Source organism: Pseudomonas sp. H1_D04, assembly GCF_054683855.1.
On sequence record NZ_CP162826.1, the window covers coordinates 5,016,769 to 5,034,664 of the forward strand.

Sequence of the window (17,896 nt, forward strand, 5' to 3'; positions counted from 1 at the left end):
CTGACGCTGCCAGGCGGAGCGCATTGAAGCCCTGGATAGCCTCGCCAGTTGCCGCCTCAGCCCTTTATCGCTGCCTCAATCGCCGCAATGTCGATTTTGGTCATGGTCATCATCGCCTCGAACGCGCGCTTGGCGATGGCTGGATCAGGGTTAGTCACCGCCTCCGTCAACACGCGCGGCGAGATCTGCCACGACAGGCCCCACTTGTCCTTGCACCAGCCGCAGGCGCTCGGCTGGCCGCCGTTGTCGATGATTGCGTTCCAGTACCGGTCGGTTTCGGCTTGGTCATCGGTGGCCACTTGGAAGGAAAACGCCTCGGTGTGGGGAAAGATCGGGCCGCCGTTCAGGCCGATGCAGGGGATGCCGAGTACCGTGAATTCGACGGTCAAGACGTCGCCCCGCTTGCCGGACGGGTAATCCGCTGGTGCACGATGCACGGCGTTCACCGCACTGTCGGGAAAGGTGTTGGCGTAGAACTTGGCCGCCTCTTCGGCGCTCCCGTTGTACCAGAGGCAGAGGGTGTTTTTGTGGGTCATGAGCAGTCTCCACGCAGTCAAGGGTCTGTGGAGTTTAGCTGCGTTTCAATGGCGGCTTTATCAAGTCGAGACGGTTGAGGTCGGCGTTATAGGCTCGATACAGGTCGGCCAATTCGTGGTGGGTCATCAGCGTTCACTTCTACCCGTTGAGTTCTGCGCTGACCTCATCCGCCCACATCGTGCCCGGCACGGCGGCGGCAGGATCGATGCATTGGATCTCGGGTAAACAGCGCGCCATCGTGTTGTCTCGCAGATGTGCCTGGAACACGCACAAGCTGCGGGCGAACTGGGGCAGCGAGGTATTGATGAGTACGCGCGCGTGATGGGCGTCGTGATTGAAATAGACAATCGTCCCACTGTGTCGATCAAGCGCGATGACGTCCCCGGAGCCGGTGTGACCCAAAGGGTAATAGTGGTTGGCGATGCCGAATATTGCCAATCTGCGTTGTGCTTCGGCTTGGCTGTAGGCCTCGAAACTCAGAAAGGGCGCGGCGTCGCGCGGCAGGCTGTGCTTGAGGAGGAATTCCGCGTCTGGCGCGGGGAGGGTGGCCAGGTCAGTGGGGTTGAAGGTGATGAATTCGTCAAAGCCGAGGTCCAGGCCGGGCGGGTCGGGTGGCAGTACCGAGATGAAATGTGTTTTGAAGTCGAAGTCGGTCATAGTCGTTCGCCGCGTTATGTGAAGGGGGGCGGGATGCTGACATAGAAACACTGCAGGGCCTGGGGTAGAACCCGTTCACAGCCTCAAGGTTAATCCAGCTAATGCCGCAGCAATGGTTGCCGCAGCATGAGTGCGAGGAGTTTTAGTTACTCGACTTATCTGGCAGTGGCGCCGTATGAATTTCGTCATACATAGCGGTTGCCACTGAAGCAGCATAAACAATGTATTTCAGATCGCTCGCGTCACTCTTGACTTCATAAATTTCACACAGAAGACTTCTTTTGTCCTTGGGTAACTTCACAGGCGACCAAGATGAAGGGCTCTTGAAGTTATACTCAGGGCCTTTGTATGTTAGGGACCTGATGCCAACAACCATGCGCTTATAGTGTTGCCTATCAGGTCTTTTAGAGTTTTCATAGCTGCCTTTAAATGTTCCTAGAGAGCCTGAGACAACATCTACGCACGCTTTGTCTAGCTCGGTCTCATAATCAGCAGCCGCATAGGTTCCAACGGTCCCATGATTGGAATAGAATTTTGCACGTGGCGACAACTTTTCTTCTGGGTATTTGGCGGTGTATTCATCACCCTCGAAGTAATATTCGATATACCCTCGCGAAATATCTACCCTGCTATATTTCTTTCTCTTTTCTATGATGTCATTGAAAGAGTACCAGCGCTGCTCGATTAGTTTGTGCTCGACTTCCAGCCCGCCCGCAAATACCTTCAAGGAAAGCGCGGAGCCAAATAAGATAGATGCAATCAAAAGATTTTTCATGAATTGACCTGAAGTATGATTTTTATTTTATTTAAATAGGTCTGCTGATGTTGCGCGTTGATTAATTCCGCGAACCTTTTCAGCTTCGGCTTGTGTCTTCTGTTGAATAGTGCAAGTGATTGCCGCACCTACAATTGTCAAGCTTGTTGCCATATCAAAGCCAAGCTGGATGTTACTGAACCATGTGCTCATTTGACTTCCTTGAGTTTTATTTGATTTCCTTGAACATCACTTTTTGTAGCCGTTTACGCCGTAACAACGGACTCCAGCTCAAATTTCACGCCGCATAAGCGGCGTTGTCGTGCTTTTTTAATCGTGCTCTCGCTCTGAGCGGGCACGCCGCCGGTAATTTGCTGCGTGAGCATAAAGGCGATGCCGGGTCGCAACAACCGTCCGTCGCGACCCACACCGCCAACGCCCGGTATCTGAACCTGTCCGCAGGCGCTGTGCAGCACCACTACGAGACCAAACCCGCAGCGCACTGACCTGGCGCCATGAGTTGCGCGAGGAATAGCTGCGTTCGGTGGTCAACTACGTGGCGGATGTTGCTGGCAAAACCAGCTTCGGCAGTAACGGCCCATCGGCGATCAAGGACACCTGCGTGCTCGGTCTGGGCGTGACGTGGGGGTGCGATGCGGGCCACTTAAACTGCGTGGCCTGCACTCGTGGTGCAGCGATCACTCACTGATCCGACCAAACCGCCAGTTCATAACCATCCGGATCAATGAAGTGGAACCTGCGCCCACCGGGGAACGCAAACGTCTCGCGGCTTATCACAGCGCCTGCCGCCGTGATTCGTTGGTGCGCCCCTTCGAGGTCATTCGCAAACAAAATCACCAACGGCCCCCCTGGCCGAACGGGTTCTCCCGTGGTGAACCCGCCCGTCAGCCGCCCATCGCTGAACTCGGTGTAGGTGGGCCCGTAGTCCACGAATGTCCAGCCGAAAACGGCGCCGTAGAAGGCTTTGCTGCGGTGGATGTCGCCCACGTTGAATTCTATGTTGTCGATCTGACGGTCTTGACCACGAACGCTCATGGTTGCCTCCTTGGCGGATGATTGAGGCGCGAGTGTAACGGTTCTGACGACGGACTGAGTTACCATGCCGCCGCGAAATTCCCGCCGACCGCTCTGGCTACCTATGTCCTCCAACGCGCTGTACACCGATCTTTCCATCTACTACGACCTGATGTGCGCCGACATCGACTATCGCGCACAGAGTCACAGCGTTCGCCGGTTGCACCAACTGTTCGGCAATAACGGGCGTCGGCACTTGGACCTGGCCTGCGGCACCGGGCCCCATGTGCGTCATTTCCTCGACTTTGGCTACCACAGCGCCGGCCTGGACATCAGCCAACCGATGCTGGACCTCGCCCAACTGCGCTGCCCGGAGGCGCGGTTCAGCCGCCAGGACATGGCGGGTTTCCAGGTGGACGACGTGCAAGATCTGATCACCTGCTTTCTCTACTCGACCCATTACAACGCCAGCCTGGCCAAACTGCGCATGTGCCTGACCAGCGTGCACGAGGCACTCGCTGAAAATGGCGTGTTCTGTTTCAACGCGGTGGACAAGCTGCACATCGACAACCGTTTGCTGGTACGCCATAGCGTTGAGTTTGAAGGCAGCCACTTCACCTTCGGTTCCGGCTGGCACTACAGCGAGGAGGGCGAGCAGCAGGCGCTGCGCCTGAGTATCGAGAAGACCACCGCGGGTGTGACTGAGGCTTGGCAGGACGAACACCCGATGGTCGCCTTCAGTTTCACCGAGTTGCAGCAGTTGTTGACGCCACAGTTCGAGGTGCACATCTTCGAGCATGACTACGAATGCATCACGTCCTGGGAGGGCACGAGCGGGAATGCTTTGTTTGTCTGCGTGAAGCGCTGATACCTGCTTTACCCAGTTTCCTGTGGGAGATGTCGAGCTTTAGCGAGGCTTCGAAGGCGGCGGTACAGGCGAAGTATTCTTACCTGACCCACCGCATTCGTGGGCATTACGTCATGTAGCACTAACGCGAGAGCACCGCCGCTGAGCCTTTTTCCTCAGCGCCCACGTCATGCAGGGAGATCCTCGATGTCTCCGGCAACGCCAACCCGCCTGCCAGCGCCAGCAACGCTACGGCTATCAGATAAAACGCGGGTGACAGGTTGCTGCCGGTGGTGCTGATCAACCATGTCGCCATCAGCGGCGCGGTACCCCCGAAGATCGTATAGGCCATGTTGTAAGTGATTGCCGAGGCGGTATACCGCGTCCGAGTCGGGAAGGTCTCCGACAGCAACGCCGCCGTGACCACCCCACATAACACCGCACCTACCGCGAGCAGCATCACCCCCACGATCGAGGCCGCGAACGAACCTGAACTGGCCATCAGGAACGACGGATACACCACCACCATCAGCAACACACAGGCGGTCATTACCGTGACCCGACGCCCCACCCTATCCGAATACAGCCCCGCCAGCGGGCAGATGGCCGCGGCGAAAATCAGCGCGATCAACGACACCAGCAACGCCGCCGCCCGACTCAGCCCACCTGCCACCTGCAGGTATGTCGCGAAGTAGGTGGTGAACATATAAAACGAGAGCGCCGTCAGCGACACAAACGCGCCCAGGCAGCAAATCGCCGCACCATGGTTGCGCAAGGTTTCCTTGAGCGGAGAGTGGGCGACCGCGTGTTCCTGCTTCACGGCCTGGAAGGCGGGTGTCTCATCCAGTTTCCAGCGCAGATACAGCCCGACCAGACCCAGCGGTGCGGCGATCAGGAACGGCAGGCGCCAGCCCCAACTGCCCATCGCCTCGGCGGACAGCGACGCCTCAAGGGCGTAGGCCACCACTGCGGCAGCGGCGAACGCGGAGAACGTCGACACCGGCACGAAGCTGCCGTACCAGGCGCGTTTGTTGCTCGGCGCGTGCTCCATCAGATAGGCGCAGGCACCGGCATATTCGCCCCCGGCGGAGAAGCCTTGGGCGCAGCGAATCAGCGACAACAGAATCGGCGCTGTCACGCCGATGGCGGCATAAGTGGGCAGCAGGCCGATCAAGGTGGTCGCACCGGCCATCAGCAAAATCGTCATGGCCAGGGTACGCTTGCGGCCGATGCGGTCGCCGAGCATGCCAAAGAAAATCCCGCCCAACGGCCGAAAGGCGAAGGCCACGGCAAACACTGCGAAGGTCTTGAGCAGTGCTGCGCTGGCATCGCCACTGGGGAAGAATTGTTGCGCGATGGTGGTGGCAAGAAAGCCATAGACGGCGAAGTCGAACCACTCGACGAAGTTACCGATGCCGGCGGCGATGATGACCTTTCGCAGGGTTTGGGGGCTGACCTGTTCGGTGGATGAGCTCGTCATAAGGGAAGGCCTCGGAATGCGCAGGGGGATGCCTGATTATCCGAGGCGGAGGCCAGACGGCGGGGTTCAAAAGAGTCCTCCGCGTAGTCAGCAGCGACTTTCTGCAAGGGCTAGAGGCTCGCTTCAGGCCTTGGCGGATCGCTGGGCGGACGTGCGATACGTCAGCAGCACAATTCCTGTCACCACGATGACGCCGCCAGTCACCTGACCGGCGCTGAGCATCTGATCGAGCACGAGCCAGCCCATCAGCAACGTCGCCAGCGGCTCAATGTTCATCACCGGCGCATTTCGCGGCATATCCAGGCGCGGCACCGACATGAACAGCACGATAAAACCGGTGCCGTAGAGCACAACCAACGTGGCCAGCGCCAGCCAACCGGTCAGACTGGCCGGTGGGTTCAGGCCGTCGGCAAGGGCGCCACTCCAGCCCGCAAGGTTGACGCTGCTGAACACAATGAAGATTGTCAGCAGACTGCGCACCGAACCCCGTACCTGGGACAACTTGTGATCGGTGATCCACAGCGCGCAAGCGAATACAAAGGCGGCGCAGAAGGCGAGGGTGACGCCGAGCAGCCATTGCGGGCCGATGTCGGCGTCGGCTGAAAGGCGAGTGGGCACGTCCAGCACGAACACCAGACCCACCAGAATCAAACCCATCAGCAAGGCGGTGCGCGCCGTCGGACGTGGGCCGCCTAGTGCCCAGGTCAGCAGCGCCAGCAAAATCGGGAAAACGTTGGCCACCAGCAACGCCAGCGCTACCGGTACGCGGGCTACGGCGGAATAGAGGCACAGGCTTTGCGCGGTGATGAGCAGGCCCAGCAGTAACTGCCAGCGCCATGCACCCGAAGGCAGGCGCAGGCTTTGCCGTTGCCAGAGTACCAGCGCGCCCAGCACCAACAACGTACCGCCGGAGCGCAGCAGAATAGCGAGGAGAACACCGGCGCCGTCGTCGAAGGCCACGCGAGCGGCGATGTGGTTGCCGGCGAAGGCGCAGCCCATGCAGAGCAGGATCAACACGGCGATGTGGCGGGGGAAAAGATTGGGGGCAGGGGGCGTCATGATAAGGGCTCGGGCAGTGGCTTCCATCGTCGAGGATGGCAAATTATTTTTAGGTTGTCGTACAACGTTGTGGCGGATTTGTAGCGTGTTTGGGGCGAATGGGCAAGGGAGGTTTTTTGTGGGATGACTGCGGGCTATGTTTCTTATGGGCTTAACAAGATTGTTTAGGTGATTGCGTTGAGGTAGAGATAGACAGGGCTGAGCAGGAGAGGTCGTATGACTATTGAGGGCCTATAGTGTAATTCGCCATGCGCGACCATGAGGCCCGTTTAATATCGTTCGGGTTCTGGCAAGCGGTCGCGCAGTGCAGAGGTGCAATGTCTCACTGGAGCGTAGCTAATCGGTCCAACGCACAATTTCGGTCCATTTTCGGCTCATCGGCCATGGGGACGCGCGCGCCCGAATCGACATTGAATATGTCAATGTGACAACCGCTCAGCGCGCCCGGGCTGTCGACAATTCCTCCTTTGATCACGTAACGCGCGCCGGGCGCAAATTCGCTGACAAACGCTATGCTGCACGAGCGATTGGCATTGGCCGCACCGCGCATCACCAAGTGCAGCGGCTTGCCGGCTTCAATCGGAAAGAAGCCCTCCGGCGTCGATACGTTCTTATAAACGGAAACCAACTGCCCTCCCTGCGCAATCGCCACGGTTCTGCCGTATTTGCAGGCCATTGGAGGCGCCTCGACCAGGGACACGCTGTTTCGATAATTCTCCATCGACACCAACTCGCTACGGATAAGCGCCTGAGGCGCCCCCGCAGGCACAAGGTATTTCGGCGCTGGGGCGCAGCCTGCAAGCAGCAGAAGTGAACACAGGTAGAGAGGCTTCATAATTTCCTTATCAAGGTCGGTAAAGGGCGGCCTCAACTAGCCTGATGAATCAGAATGGGTCAAGCAGTAAGTGAGAAGGACAGATACCTGACCCGGTTTGAAATAAAGGTGAATCGCCCTTGGTTTATTGAATAGGCGCAACGGTTGCTCTTGGCCGAGGCTGTGTAAAAACGTTTTTCTACGCGATAGGCACTCAAAACTGGGCTGAAAATCGCGCTTTTGTGCGAAATTCACATCTGCTGATGTGCCGATAAATTTCGGATTTAACGTAGATGCGCACACTTCAATTTTGGCTAAGCGGATTTACACACTCTGGTCCAGAAGTGGACTCTCAAATTTGTCTACGGTATCTGGGCCGCTTCAATGGCTCCCCAGGATAAAAGTTGGAGCACAAAATATGCCCGTCGCACCCAATCAGAATTCCCCAATCATTTTGGTCCTGGCTCAACAGAGCGACTTGGATAATCTTGTAGCCATTCGAATTGAGGCCATGCGCGAAAGTCTGGAGCGTGTTGGTCGATTTGATCCAGTCCGCGCGCGCGAGCGGTTTCTTAGCGGCTTTGAGGCTCGCAACACACGCTACATCGAGGCGTCTGGAGAGAGGGTTGGTTTCGTCGTGATCAAGCATCAACACAATGAACTCTTGCTCGACCACTTGTATGTGAGACCGAGCGCGCAAGGATCAGGGGTAGGGTCTGCTGTTCTCACTCAGATTTTCAAAGAGGCGGATGCGGCTGCGCTCCCTATTAAAGTGGGTGCTCTCAAAGAAAGCGCTTCGAATCGCTTTTATATCCGCCATGGCTTCCAATTCATCGGAAGCAGTGAGTTCGACAATTACTATATTCGACAGAGTGTTCCGGCGATCGGCCCAGATTGCTAGCTGGATGCGATGCACCTCGACGTGCGCTTTGACACACTCTGGACCATAAGCAGACGCTCGTGATCTGCTGCCTTTCATGATGGGCAGAGCTAGACCAATACCGACTGATAATCACCGCCGGTGTTCAAACCAATACTGAAGTCATTTCTGGACGGTAAACGCAGTAACTGCCGAGCAGAGTTCTGAAAACACCCAATGGTCTATCCTTCAAGACTTGACGCAAATTGATCAGGGCCCTGATGTATGAACGCTCTCTGGATCGCATTGGCCATTTTTGGGTGCCTGGTTGCTTCCTCGCTTCTCATGATGTTTTGGTACCCAAGACTGGCATCCCACCACAGGGATGACGACACCAACACCGTAATTCGTCTAGTCGCCAATATTTTTGTGGTTATGACATCGCTGGTCTTTGGCTTGATGATTAATTCTGCCAAAAACACCTTCGAGTCCATTGATGCAAACTTCCATGGGTACGCAACCAGCATGATCATTTTTGATCGGACACTGCGGGGCTATGGCGATGCGGCACAAGACACGCGCAATCGTCTGATCACCTATCTTGAGCGCGCTATCGAGACCCCTTATCGAGGAGACGAAGCGCTGCAGCATCGAAACAGCGAGGCGGCTAAATACCTGGATGACATAGGCAAGTCATTGGCTGTTATCAAGCCCCCGGACCGCTACCACGAAACGATGCTTCAGGATATTCGTCAGCAATATCATTCGCTCATCGAGCAACGCTGGAGGATCGTCGAGCAGTCGGAGGGAGCGATTCCTGGCCCCCTTATTGGGATGCTTGTTGCTTGGTTGACGCTCATTTTCGCTAGTTTTGGATACCGCGCACCCCGTAATTCGATGGTGATAGGAATGTTCATCGTCTCGTCATTGCTTATTGCGGCTTCCGTATACCTTGTGTTGGACATGGACGTGCCATTTCACGGTCCTATCCAAATATCCGACGAACCCCTGCGCAGGGCGCTCGCCGTAATGCAGCTATAGGGGAGCATGACGGGCAGCGTTTTGAGTAGTGGCCTCGGAGCGGGATATATCGATGTCTGCTTTTGGCCGATCGTTGCATTTCGCGAGCGGCAGCTTTGGGTCGGAAGCCGCGCCTTATGAACGACGGATTTCGGCCATACGCGGGCAGTCACTTTTGTTCGCCATCAAGCGATGGACAGCTCCTCGCTTACCTCAGTTTGAACGCGGGTTTATCGCCGAATTGGCGCATTGCTACACCGACAATATGGACTCATGAAGTCCATGGAATTTTGAGGGTCTCCGGCTCAACATTGACGCCGGTTCAACAGGGAGGCTGCAATGGATCTGAAGTTCAGTCACGTAGATGTATTGGTCAATAATCTCGAAGAAGCCTGTGCTTACTACGCACAGATACTTAATGCCAGGATATCCAAAACGCTCGTTTGGGAACGAGGTGGCCTGCATGTGCGCTACGCGATAGCGCTGATCGGTCAAGAGCGTTTCATGTTGGTACAGCCATTGGCGGGGAATCTGAGGGAGCTATTAGACTCCGCCGGAGAAGGGATGATTTATCGCCACTGCTATTCGACGCCGGACATCGAGAAGACCTACGACGAACTGATGGTCGCCGGTGTTCAGCCACAAGACGAAAACGGAAAGCCATTGGCCCGCGCGAACCTGCAATCCCCATCGGGGACACGCATTATCTGGTTGCCCAAGCGCTTTGGGCACTTCTCCATCGAAATCCTGGAAGACAAGGCGTTAGAGGCATTTGTAGAGGATGCATTTTCCTGAGTTATGCGGCGATGAAGGTCTGCTTGCGGCCAGAAGCTGCCACTCAAAGCGACTCGATAACTCCCACCCAAGCGTGCATCATCATGCGCACCACGATCCCGCCCTGGCAGCGAAGCCGTAGGTGCAGAACCTGCCCGCTCACAAAAACAAGCATTTTGAAATGGAAGTCATCTCATGTTCGAACGTAACAAACTGGTTCCGGAGTTAATGGTCACCAACCTGGATAGCAGCCTGGCTTTTTGGGTTTCTCTTCTGGGGTTCAAAGTAGCTTATCAACGTTCGGATGACGGATTTGCGTACCTTGATTTGAATGGTGCTCAAGTAATGCTTGAGCAGATTGATCCGGACGCGGGTCAATGGCTGACTGCGCCATTGACCAAACCGTTTGGAAGAGGCATCAACCTACAGATTGATGTTGAGGCTGTGGCACCCATCATCCAAAAACTTGTTCAGGCTGGATTTCCACTTTATCGAGAATGCAAAGACACATGGTATCGGGCTGACAAAATAGAAGTAGGTCAGCGCGAATTCATCGTCCAGGATCCCGATGGTTATCTCGTAAGGTTGGTAGAGCGGTTGGGTGAGAGACCGGCTTGCTCAATCTGAACCTAAGCCAAGCCGACCGTCAGCTTTGGGTCGATAGCTGCCGGTGGCGACTGGCAGTCATCGGCCATTAGCGGCCATTCGCTTGATTGAGTTTCAACCGCTTTCAGCTAGGACTAAGGCGACGTAATGAAACCCAATTGAGGATCAAGTGACGTTGTTAGGAAGGAGTGTTGCCCGGACGGTTACAGCCTTGGAGCCAGATTTCACCATAAAACCACTAATCCTCTGGCAGCAGTGATTCAAATGCACTTTTAAGGCAAATTAAGTCATTTTCAGACCTACCTAGCCCACTCCTCACTCTTTAAAGTGCACCGATCATTCAACTATCGGTGTTTTTTATGAATCTATGGTTTCGGCTTCTGTTCATGCTACTCCGCCGACCGTGGCGCAACCCCGCAAAAGCTCTGGGGTCAACCGTCATCCGAATGCGCGTATGGCCTCTAGATCTTGACTTCAATCGACACGTCACCAATGGCCGATACTTCACACTCGCCGATGTCGGACGTATGGATTTCGTTCTGCGCAGTGGTGCGTATCGAGTGGCTATTAGAACGAAAGCGCTACCAATCGTAGGGGACACCTGGGGTAAATTTCGTCGTGAGCTTAGGCTGTTTGAAACGTTTGAAGTCCACACCAGAATGCTGGGCTGGGACGACAAATGGAGCTTTATGGAACATCGGTTTCTGAGCAAAGGACGGGTGATCGGAGTTGTAGTAATGCGGGGTCTATTTCGCTCATCTAAAGGGATTATTCCACCAGGCGAATTTGTTCGGGAGTTGGGACTACCCGAAAAGTCGCCAGCGATGCCGCAATGGCTGACATCGTGGTCGGCTAGCTGCGATGCGATGAGTGGCCAACTCAGAGAAGAAGAAAGCATCAGCGATCAGCAGTCCAGCTAACCTGCTGATGTTAAGAGCCCCTACTCATTGGTATACGCTCCTATGTCCTAAACCGAGGTCCGTCAGGAGATGAATTCCGCTATAGACACCATTGAGTGGCCGCTTCTGGCCGAAAGCAGTCTTTCATGAACCACTGCAAGCCCCCAGGCGTGCTCCTCTATTCGCAAGCACAAGCTATGGCCAACGTTAAGCATTGCCACTGTCTGCAAAAGGGTGCGGTATTTCGACCGATTGGTGCGACCGTAAATCTGACGCGCATTTCGAACAGTTAGGAGGCCGAGACCTTGGTTTTCAGCAGACGCTTAAAAGCCCGCCAGGGCAGCCTTCTCTGTAGGAGGCTATTGGGCCTATGGCTCGTTATAGGGCTCGATAAAATGTAATTGAGTTAAATATAAAGCGGTTCCTGTTTTAACTATAGAGTTTGAATTAAATATCCACCCTAGAATAGAAATCCATTCATATAGGTGCGTTTAGATGGTGCGGTAGTTCGATTGGATTGTTTGAGTTTCAATTTAGTACTTTAGTACCGTAACCCGATTTAAGCCTTGAATTACTGCCATCTGACGCCGCATAGTGTCAATGCGCCATATCTCTGGCTGCGCCGTGAGAATACTAAAAAATCGGAGAGTCAGCATGTTAAATTCCTTGTCGGTGCGGAAGAGGTTGTTGTTAAGCTTTGGCTTGATGGTAATGATTATTTTTATGATCTCTGCATTTTCTGTCACTAGCTTAAATGGATCAAATCTACGCTTCTCAAGTTATGTTGATGGTTTGAATAAGCGCATGGGCCTGATGAATGATCTATTGCTCGCTGCGCAGCAACGTGCGATCTCAGCACGAAACCTCGTGCTGGTTACCTCGGCAGCTGACAGACAGGCCGAGGCCGATACCGTAAATATCGAACATCAGAAGGTTAAAAGTATTTTGTCAGCGTTAGTGGCTGGAGTCGCTGCATTGCCTCCATCCGCTGATGGTAATAACGCTCGGAGCTTAGTTGCTAACATTGAGGAGATTGAGAAAGCGTATGGTCCGATTGCTTTGGAAATCACGCGGTTAGCCGTTACTGGCGATGCAAAAGCGGCTATTGATATGATGAACAACCAATGCTTGCCACTCCTAAAGAAACTGGTGGCTAGCGTTACAACTTACAAGAGTTTTAACTCAGGTCTAGCGCTGGCTAGCATTAGTGATGCGCAGAACGATTATAAAGACACCCGTAATCTTCTGATGTTTTTCTGCGCAGTAGCAATTGTCATCGGGGTAGTACTGACTACTCTAATAGTTCGTGGCTTATCACGTGCTCTTGGTGCAGAGCCTACTGTCTTGTCCACCATCGCTCAGCGCGTTGCCAGTGGTGACTTGCGCCCGATTCTTGAAGCGAAAATGTCAGCGGCCGGCAGTGTGCTGTACTCCTTGGGTGAAATGCAGTCACGCCTGAGCCTGCTTATTAGTCAGGTTAATACTTCATCGGGCGTAATTTCTGATGCCGCCGTTGACCTTTCCGCAGCGACAGAGCAGACCCGCATCGGCGTAGGTAATCAGAGAACTGAAATCGACCAAGTCGCCACTGCGATTCACGAAATGGTAGCAACCACCCTCGAAGTTGCACGCAACTCTGAGGAAGCAGCCCATGCGGCGCTCACCGCTAACCTCCAAGCGCAGACCGGCGGAACCATGGCAAAAGAAGCAATAACCCAAATAAAACGTCTCGCATCTGAAGTATCAAAATCTGCCGCAGCCATGGCACAACTCAGGATAGAGAGCCTGAATATAGGCGGGGTATTGCAGGTCATAACGTCTGTCGCCGATCAAACCAACTTGTTGGCGTTAAATGCCGCTATTGAGGCTGCTAGGGCGGGCGATGCTGGTCGAGGATTTGCGGTGGTGGCCGATGAGGTGAGAACGCTCGCCAAACGAACTCAGGGCGCAACCCTGGAAATTGGAGCGCTGACTGCCAATCTGCAAAAAATAGCCGAAGAAGCTGCTGGGATGATGGAAGTCTGCCGCGGTTTGACGGATGAAACGGTAATACAGGTTTCAAACACTGGGGGCTCGGTTGAAACCATCGTGGAGATGATTGACAACATCCAGCAGATGGTCAGACAAATCGCTACTGCAGGTGAGGAACAAAGTTGCGTCGCGGAAGAAATTAACCGGAGTGTTACGTCGGTTCGCAATATTGCGGATGATTCAGCTTTATCGTGCGAGCGAACTGCCCGTTCAAGTACTAACTTGGCCGAGCTCGGAGCCGTGCTACAGCAGCAAATAGGTAACTTTAAGGTTTGACGAGTTTATTGAGATTGCGTCTATGAATTGAGGGGCACTTGAGTTGAGCCACACTCAGCATTACGGTCAATAATCAGCGCAAGCACCTACATCAGAACGACCTGTATAGCTTCTCGACCTCGTATTCTCTCTTTAGAACTGGGTACGCAAGCGGCGGAACTCGAACCGCTGCTATTGGCCTGAAGTTATCTCTCACGACGTATTTCAAATAGGCCCAAGCGCGCGATCAACACAACGCCGAGGCCTTTCGAAGATCACCACCTCACGGATGAAACCGGCGCCCCAACGCGTCTAACCGCACCGCAATCGGCGGCAGTTGTTCGCTGCTCCTGGCCAGCATCTCTACATCCTGTGCCGTGCTCTGCGCGATGCCCTGCACCGACTGCAAGCGCCCGACGATCTCCAGGTTTGCTGAGGTCTGTTCCCGCGTAGTGCTGACGATCCGCCCGTTCAGCGCATCGATTTGGGTGATGTCATTGCCTACTGCCTTTAGCATTTGCACCGCGACCTGGCTGTCTTCCACGCAACGTTCTACGCCTTGGCGGCTGTCCTGCATGGCTTCGACGGCTTCGCGGCTGCCTTGCTGCAAGCCTTCGATGATGGTTTTGATTTCCTGGGTGGAAACCGCTGTGCGTTGCGCCAGGTTGCGCACTTCGTCGGCGACGACGGCGAAGCCGCGGCCTTGCTCACCGGCGCGGGCGGCTTCGATGGCGGCGTTGAGGGCGAGGAGGTTGGTTTGGTTGGCGATGCTGCTGATGACGTCGAGCACCGAGCCGATCTGTTCGGCCTGCACGGCCAAGCCTTGAACGGTCTGATGGGTGTCGGTGAGGCGTGTGGCCAGTTGGGTGATTTCGTGTTGGGCGCGGCCGACGCTTTCCTGGCCGCGCAGGATTTGTTGGCTGGCGACGTCGGCGTGCGCGACCGCTTCCTCGACGTGCACCGTAATGTTGCCCATGGCGTGTTCCATGCGCTGCATGGAGTCAGTCATTTGTGCGATTTCGGCCAGTTGGTGGCGTGCGCCTTTTTCCAGGGTGCCGCTGGCGTGGGCCAGTTCTTGTCCGAGTTGGCCGAGGCCGTGGGAGTCGCGGGAGACGCCGTCAATGAGCCCGGTGATCTGTTGCAGGAAGTGGTCGAAGCGCTTGGCCAGGGACATATGCGCCTTGCCTTCACCTTGTGCGGTTTCCACGGTGAGCTGGGTGGTGACAGCGAGCATTTTTTCGAGCATTTCCTGGCTCTCGACGGCTTCGGCCTGGCTGTGCACGGCGAGGTAGAGCAGGGCGACTGTTTCCATCACCACGTAGAAAGCATGCACAAACACCATGGTCCAGCCGCCGTGGTGTTCCATCACGAAGACCGGGAAGCCTTGATGCTGTAAGGCATGGAAGACCACGTGGTGCACGGCGATGGTGAGTGCGGCCACGAGGATCGGCAGCCAGTCGCGGTAAAACGTCAGCACCGCCAGCAGGGCGAAAATTCCGAAGTGGGCTTCGATCACGCCTTGTGCCTGGTTGATATGCAGCGCGGCCATGACCATCAGACCAGCGCCCAGTGCGCAGCGCATCACGCGCGTGCCGCCGATGGCGCGGTAGAGCGCGGTGAGCAGCAGGCTTGTGCCGCCACCGACTACGATTGCTTGGATCAAGGTGTCGTGCCAGAACGCCAGGCCTACGGAGAACAGCGTCATCAGCCAGATCAACGCCAGCATGATGCGGTCGGCTTTGCGGTAGTGCTCTAGAAAACGCGTGCGGACGGGCATTCACTCTTACTCCCTGTGGTGTGGCCAGGAACAAAGCATGCGGCGTGCCACGATGGCGCGCTGCTACAGAGCAAAGCAGGTATCAGGATTTTTGCAGGTACGGGGAAAGCAAAAGCTTATCGGCAGTAGGGGAGAGAGCTTTAAGCGCCACTGCCAGGAGGAAAGGCTGCCCGAGCGGGCAGCCTTGATGACGATCAGAAGGTGTATTTGGCCGTCAGCATCATGTTGCGTGGGGTGCCGTAGCTGTCGCCGCCGTAGTCCACGGAGTTGGCGATGGTTGAGTAGTAGCTGCGGTCGAAGATGTTGTTGGCGTTGAGCTGCAGGTCCAGGTTGTCGTTGACCCTGTAGCCGGCCATCAAGTCGGTGACGGCGTAGGCGCCTTGTTGCAGGCGGTAGGTGCTGCCGTCAGCCAGCTTGACGTCGTTGTACATGCGGCTCTGCCAGGAGATGTTGCCGCCCACCCGGAATTTCTCCAGCGCGCCCTGGAGGTTGTAGCGGGTGGTCAGTTTGAACAAGTGCTCCGGGGTGTCGGTGTCGTACTGCTTGTTGACAAGCTGCGGGTTGGCTTCGTCCTTGATGGTGTGGGTGCGCGCGTAGGTGTAGCCACCGCCGACCTGCCAGTTCTCGGTGAGGGCGCCTTGCAGTTCGAAGTCGATACCCTGGCTGCGAATCTCGCCGGAGGCTTCATAGCACTCGGTCTGCGGGCAGTTTTGCACGGTCACTTTGGTGGCACGATTTTCCTGATCGACGCGGAACAGTGCGACGCTGGCATTCAGCGCGCCGCCCAGGTATTCGCCTTTAACGCCGACCTCGTAGTTTTTGCCGACAATCGGCTTGACCGGGGTCGCCGAACTATCTTTGGCGGTTTGCGGCGTGAAAATGTCGCTGTAGCTGACGTAGACCGAGTGATGGTCATCCAGCTCGTAGATCAAACCCGCGTAGCGCGTCAGGTTGCGGGTGACTTTGTAGTCGCCGCTGTTGCTGCCATGGGCATCGTAGTCATACCAGTCCAGGCGCCCGCCGAGGATCAGCTTGAGCGGGTCGGCCAGGCTCAGGCGCGTGGTCAGGTAGAAGCCGTCCTGGGTGGTGATTTCACGGGTGTCGGTGGTGTGGACGAAGTCCGGTTTGCCTGCGGTAATCGGCCAATTGGTGTCGTACGGGCTGTAGTCGTGGCTGGTCATGTCGTAAATGCGGCGGCTGGCACCGACCACCAGCTCATGGGTGCGCCCGAACGCCTGGAACGGGCCGCTGACGAAGGCGTCGACGCCAGCCTGATTTTCGTCATAGGCGGCCTGGTAGACGGTTCGCGCCAGTGATTTGTCAGCAGCCCAGCGCGATTGATACGAGCCCGAGAACAAGGCTTTCTGCTCGGCGTAGTTGGCGTTGACCTGCAGCTTCCAGTCGTTGGCCAGTTGCTGGCGCAGTTCGGCGAAGACCGTGTTGATCTCCTGGTCCTTGTTCTCCCAGTCGGTGCCGGGGTTGTAGGAGCGGGGCAGGTCGAGGTGATGGCCATCCTGACCGATCATTGAGGAACCCCAGAAGTAATTGGTCTTGTCCTTCTGGTTTGAGTAGCCGAGGGTCAGGGTGGTGTCTTCACCCAAGTCAGCTTCGGTGACGGCATAGAACAGGCCGTGATACTCCTCGGCGTTGTCGATGAAGCTATTGGCGTCGCGGTAGGAGGTGACCACCCGGCCGCGCCAGGTGCCACTGTCATTGAGCGGGCTGGAGGCGTCGAGTTCGCCACGGTAGTCGTCCCAGCTGCCAGCGGCGCCGGTCAGGGTGACTTTCTGCTCGTCCAGGGGCCGCTTGCGGATCAGGTTGATGGCGGCCGACGGGTTGCCCGCGCCGGTCACCAGGCCGGTCGCGCCGCGCACCACTTCAACGCGGTCGAACATCGCCAGGTTGGGCTGCGCGCCGACTGAAACGCCGTTATAGCCGCTCGGAATACCGTCATACATCAGGTTGTCGATGTCGAAACCGCGCGAGGTATAGGACTGCCTGCCCGGTCCGTTGGAGTAATTCAGGAACAACCCGGGCGTTGCGTTGACCACGTCGTTGATGCTGGTCATTGCCTGGTCATCCATGCGCTGGCGCGTAATCACGGTGACGGCTTGTGGCGTTTCACGCAGGGTGAGTGGCAACTTGGTCGCGGTCTTCATCGCGCCGGTGGTGTAGGACTGCGTGCCCTCAGTGGTTTCGCCCAACTGCTGCTCGCCGGAGATTTGGGTGGCGCCCAGTTCCAGGGTGGTGACCGGTGCTTCGGCGTCGGCGGCGAAGGCCGCGTGCGAGGTGGCGAGACAGACCGCCAACGCGATCAAACTGGGTGTAAAACCTTTACCGCCGGGCTGGTGCACAGGCATCGAACGAGCTCTCCCCTAACTGCCTTTCCCTGGCGAATAATAAAAGTGTTGATAATTATTCGCATCATTGTGACAGATTGATTCTGTAGGAAAAAGCCATAGGGATGAATTAGTTAACGATTTTTTCACATC

The 17,896-nt window shown here is 55.9% G+C and carries 17 protein-coding genes; 7 read left to right on the forward strand and 10 right to left on the reverse strand.

Translation table 11 applies throughout. The annotated features are described in order from the left end of the window. Positions 1-56: 56 nt before the first annotated feature. From AB4N82_RS23165 to AB4N82_RS23185, 5 genes are all read right to left on the reverse strand, one after another. The gene (locus tag AB4N82_RS23165; protein WP_095184631.1) at positions 57-536 is read right to left on the reverse strand and encodes a VOC family protein; all 480 of its coding nucleotides are present in this window, start codon (positions 534-536) and stop codon (positions 57-59) included. Between the two features lie 139 nt (positions 537-675). Then, positions 676-1,194: an SUKH-4 family immunity protein gene (locus AB4N82_RS23170; RefSeq protein ID WP_122765230.1), complete on the reverse strand. Its 519-nt coding sequence runs from the start codon at positions 1,192-1,194 to the stop codon at positions 676-678. 142 nt (positions 1,195-1,336) lie between these two features. Continuing rightward, entirely contained in the window at positions 1,337-1,969 is a 633-nt protein-coding gene (locus AB4N82_RS23175) for a hypothetical protein (RefSeq protein WP_122765229.1), read from the reverse strand. A 27-nt stretch (positions 1,970-1,996) separates the two neighbouring features. Beyond that, positions 1,997-2,161, reverse strand: coding sequence for a hypothetical protein (locus AB4N82_RS23180; RefSeq protein WP_163034959.1), 165 nt, complete (start codon positions 2,159-2,161; stop codon positions 1,997-1,999). A 489-nt stretch (positions 2,162-2,650) separates the two neighbouring features. Further along, entirely contained in the window at positions 2,651-3,004 is a 354-nt protein-coding gene (locus AB4N82_RS23185; RefSeq protein WP_032885286.1) for a VOC family protein, read from the reverse strand. A gap of 103 nt (positions 3,005-3,107) precedes the next feature. Between AB4N82_RS23185 and AB4N82_RS23190 the strand changes: the two genes are divergently transcribed. Continuing rightward, positions 3,108-3,851, forward strand: coding sequence for a class I SAM-dependent DNA methyltransferase (locus tag AB4N82_RS23190; protein ID WP_163034960.1), 744 nt, complete (start codon positions 3,108-3,110; stop codon positions 3,849-3,851). 121 nt (positions 3,852-3,972) lie between these two features. Here AB4N82_RS23190 and AB4N82_RS23195 read toward each other — a convergent pair whose 3' ends face one another. The 3 genes from AB4N82_RS23195 to AB4N82_RS23205 all read right to left on the reverse strand — a co-directional run bounded on the left by AB4N82_RS23195 (position 3,973) and on the right by AB4N82_RS23205 (position 7,204). Beyond that, positions 3,973-5,310 carry an MFS transporter gene (locus AB4N82_RS23195; protein WP_032885283.1) on the reverse strand — a complete coding sequence of 446 codons (1,338 nt, stop codon included), beginning with the start codon at positions 5,308-5,310 and terminating at the stop codon, positions 3,973-3,975. A 123-nt stretch (positions 5,311-5,433) separates the two neighbouring features. After that, entirely contained in the window at positions 5,434-6,369 is a 936-nt protein-coding gene (locus AB4N82_RS23200) for an EamA family transporter (protein ID WP_122757567.1), read from the reverse strand. Between the two features lie 322 nt (positions 6,370-6,691). Next, positions 6,692-7,204, reverse strand: coding sequence for a hypothetical protein (locus AB4N82_RS23205; protein ID WP_163034961.1), 513 nt, complete (start codon positions 7,202-7,204; stop codon positions 6,692-6,694). 397 nt (positions 7,205-7,601) lie between these two features. Between AB4N82_RS23205 and AB4N82_RS23210 the strand changes: the two genes are divergently transcribed. From AB4N82_RS23210 to AB4N82_RS23235, 6 genes are all read left to right on the forward strand, one after another. Next, positions 7,602-8,084, forward strand: a complete 483-nt coding sequence (locus tag AB4N82_RS23210; protein WP_099602349.1) for a GNAT family N-acetyltransferase — start codon at positions 7,602-7,604, stop codon at positions 8,082-8,084. Positions 8,085-8,327: 243 nt separating this feature from the next. Next, entirely contained in the window at positions 8,328-9,083 is a 756-nt protein-coding gene (locus AB4N82_RS23215; protein WP_095184640.1) for a bestrophin-like domain, read from the forward strand. 318 nt (positions 9,084-9,401) lie between these two features. Next, positions 9,402-9,857, forward strand: a complete 456-nt coding sequence (locus AB4N82_RS23220) for a VOC family protein (RefSeq protein WP_339481517.1) — start codon at positions 9,402-9,404, stop codon at positions 9,855-9,857. Between the two features lie 174 nt (positions 9,858-10,031). Then, on the forward strand, positions 10,032-10,463 hold the full coding sequence (locus AB4N82_RS23225) for a bleomycin resistance protein (RefSeq protein ID WP_032885277.1): 432 nt from the start codon (positions 10,032-10,034) through the stop codon (positions 10,461-10,463). A 338-nt stretch (positions 10,464-10,801) separates the two neighbouring features. Further along, on the forward strand, positions 10,802-11,362 hold the full coding sequence (locus AB4N82_RS23230) for a thioesterase family protein (RefSeq protein ID WP_122765227.1): 561 nt from the start codon (positions 10,802-10,804) through the stop codon (positions 11,360-11,362). A gap of 633 nt (positions 11,363-11,995) precedes the next feature. After that, complete coding sequence (locus AB4N82_RS23235; RefSeq protein WP_460103188.1) at positions 11,996-13,648, forward strand: methyl-accepting chemotaxis protein; 1,653 nt, start codon at positions 11,996-11,998, stop codon at positions 13,646-13,648. A 262-nt stretch (positions 13,649-13,910) separates the two neighbouring features. Here AB4N82_RS23235 and AB4N82_RS23240 read toward each other — a convergent pair whose 3' ends face one another. Together AB4N82_RS23240 and AB4N82_RS23245 are read right to left on the reverse strand one after the other, a co-directional pair. Then, positions 13,911-15,404, reverse strand: a complete 1,494-nt coding sequence (locus AB4N82_RS23240) for a methyl-accepting chemotaxis protein (protein WP_122765225.1) — start codon at positions 15,402-15,404, stop codon at positions 13,911-13,913. A 194-nt stretch (positions 15,405-15,598) separates the two neighbouring features. Then, positions 15,599-17,764, reverse strand: coding sequence for a TonB-dependent siderophore receptor (locus AB4N82_RS23245; protein WP_122757551.1), 2,166 nt, complete (start codon positions 17,762-17,764; stop codon positions 15,599-15,601). Positions 17,765-17,896 lie beyond the last annotated feature (132 nt).

Bases quoted from the DNA above. Each gene is read 5' to 3' on its own strand.
- AB4N82_RS23165 (WP_095184631.1), bottom strand. From the start codon at position 536: ATGACCCACAAAAACACCCTCTGCCTCTGGTACAACGGGAGCGCCGAA.
- AB4N82_RS23170 (WP_122765230.1), bottom strand. From the start codon at position 1,194: ATGACCGACTTCGACTTCAAAACACATTTCATCTCGGTACTGCCACCC.
- AB4N82_RS23175 (WP_122765229.1), bottom strand. From the start codon at position 1,969: ATGAAAAATCTTTTGATTGCATCTATCTTATTTGGCTCCGCGCTTTCC.
- AB4N82_RS23180 (WP_163034959.1), bottom strand. From the start codon at position 2,161: ATGAGCACATGGTTCAGTAACATCCAGCTTGGCTTTGATATGGCAACA.
- AB4N82_RS23185 (WP_032885286.1), bottom strand. From the start codon at position 3,004: ATGAGCGTTCGTGGTCAAGACCGTCAGATCGACAACATAGAATTCAAC.
- AB4N82_RS23190 (WP_163034960.1), top strand. From the start codon at position 3,108: ATGTCCTCCAACGCGCTGTACACCGATCTTTCCATCTACTACGACCTG.
- AB4N82_RS23195 (WP_032885283.1), bottom strand. From the start codon at position 5,310: ATGACGAGCTCATCCACCGAACAGGTCAGCCCCCAAACCCTGCGAAAG.
- AB4N82_RS23200 (WP_122757567.1), bottom strand. From the start codon at position 6,369: ATGACGCCCCCTGCCCCCAATCTTTTCCCCCGCCACATCGCCGTGTTG.
- AB4N82_RS23205 (WP_163034961.1), bottom strand. From the start codon at position 7,204: ATGAAGCCTCTCTACCTGTGTTCACTTCTGCTGCTTGCAGGCTGCGCC.
- AB4N82_RS23210 (WP_099602349.1), top strand. From the start codon at position 7,602: ATGCCCGTCGCACCCAATCAGAATTCCCCAATCATTTTGGTCCTGGCT.
- AB4N82_RS23215 (WP_095184640.1), top strand. From the start codon at position 8,328: ATGAACGCTCTCTGGATCGCATTGGCCATTTTTGGGTGCCTGGTTGCT.
- AB4N82_RS23220 (WP_339481517.1), top strand. From the start codon at position 9,402: ATGGATCTGAAGTTCAGTCACGTAGATGTATTGGTCAATAATCTCGAA.
- AB4N82_RS23225 (WP_032885277.1), top strand. From the start codon at position 10,032: ATGTTCGAACGTAACAAACTGGTTCCGGAGTTAATGGTCACCAACCTG.
- AB4N82_RS23230 (WP_122765227.1), top strand. From the start codon at position 10,802: ATGAATCTATGGTTTCGGCTTCTGTTCATGCTACTCCGCCGACCGTGG.
- AB4N82_RS23235 (WP_460103188.1), top strand. From the start codon at position 11,996: ATGTTAAATTCCTTGTCGGTGCGGAAGAGGTTGTTGTTAAGCTTTGGC.
- AB4N82_RS23240 (WP_122765225.1), bottom strand. From the start codon at position 15,404: ATGCCCGTCCGCACGCGTTTTCTAGAGCACTACCGCAAAGCCGACCGC.
- AB4N82_RS23245 (WP_122757551.1), bottom strand. From the start codon at position 17,764: ATGCCTGTGCACCAGCCCGGCGGTAAAGGTTTTACACCCAGTTTGATC.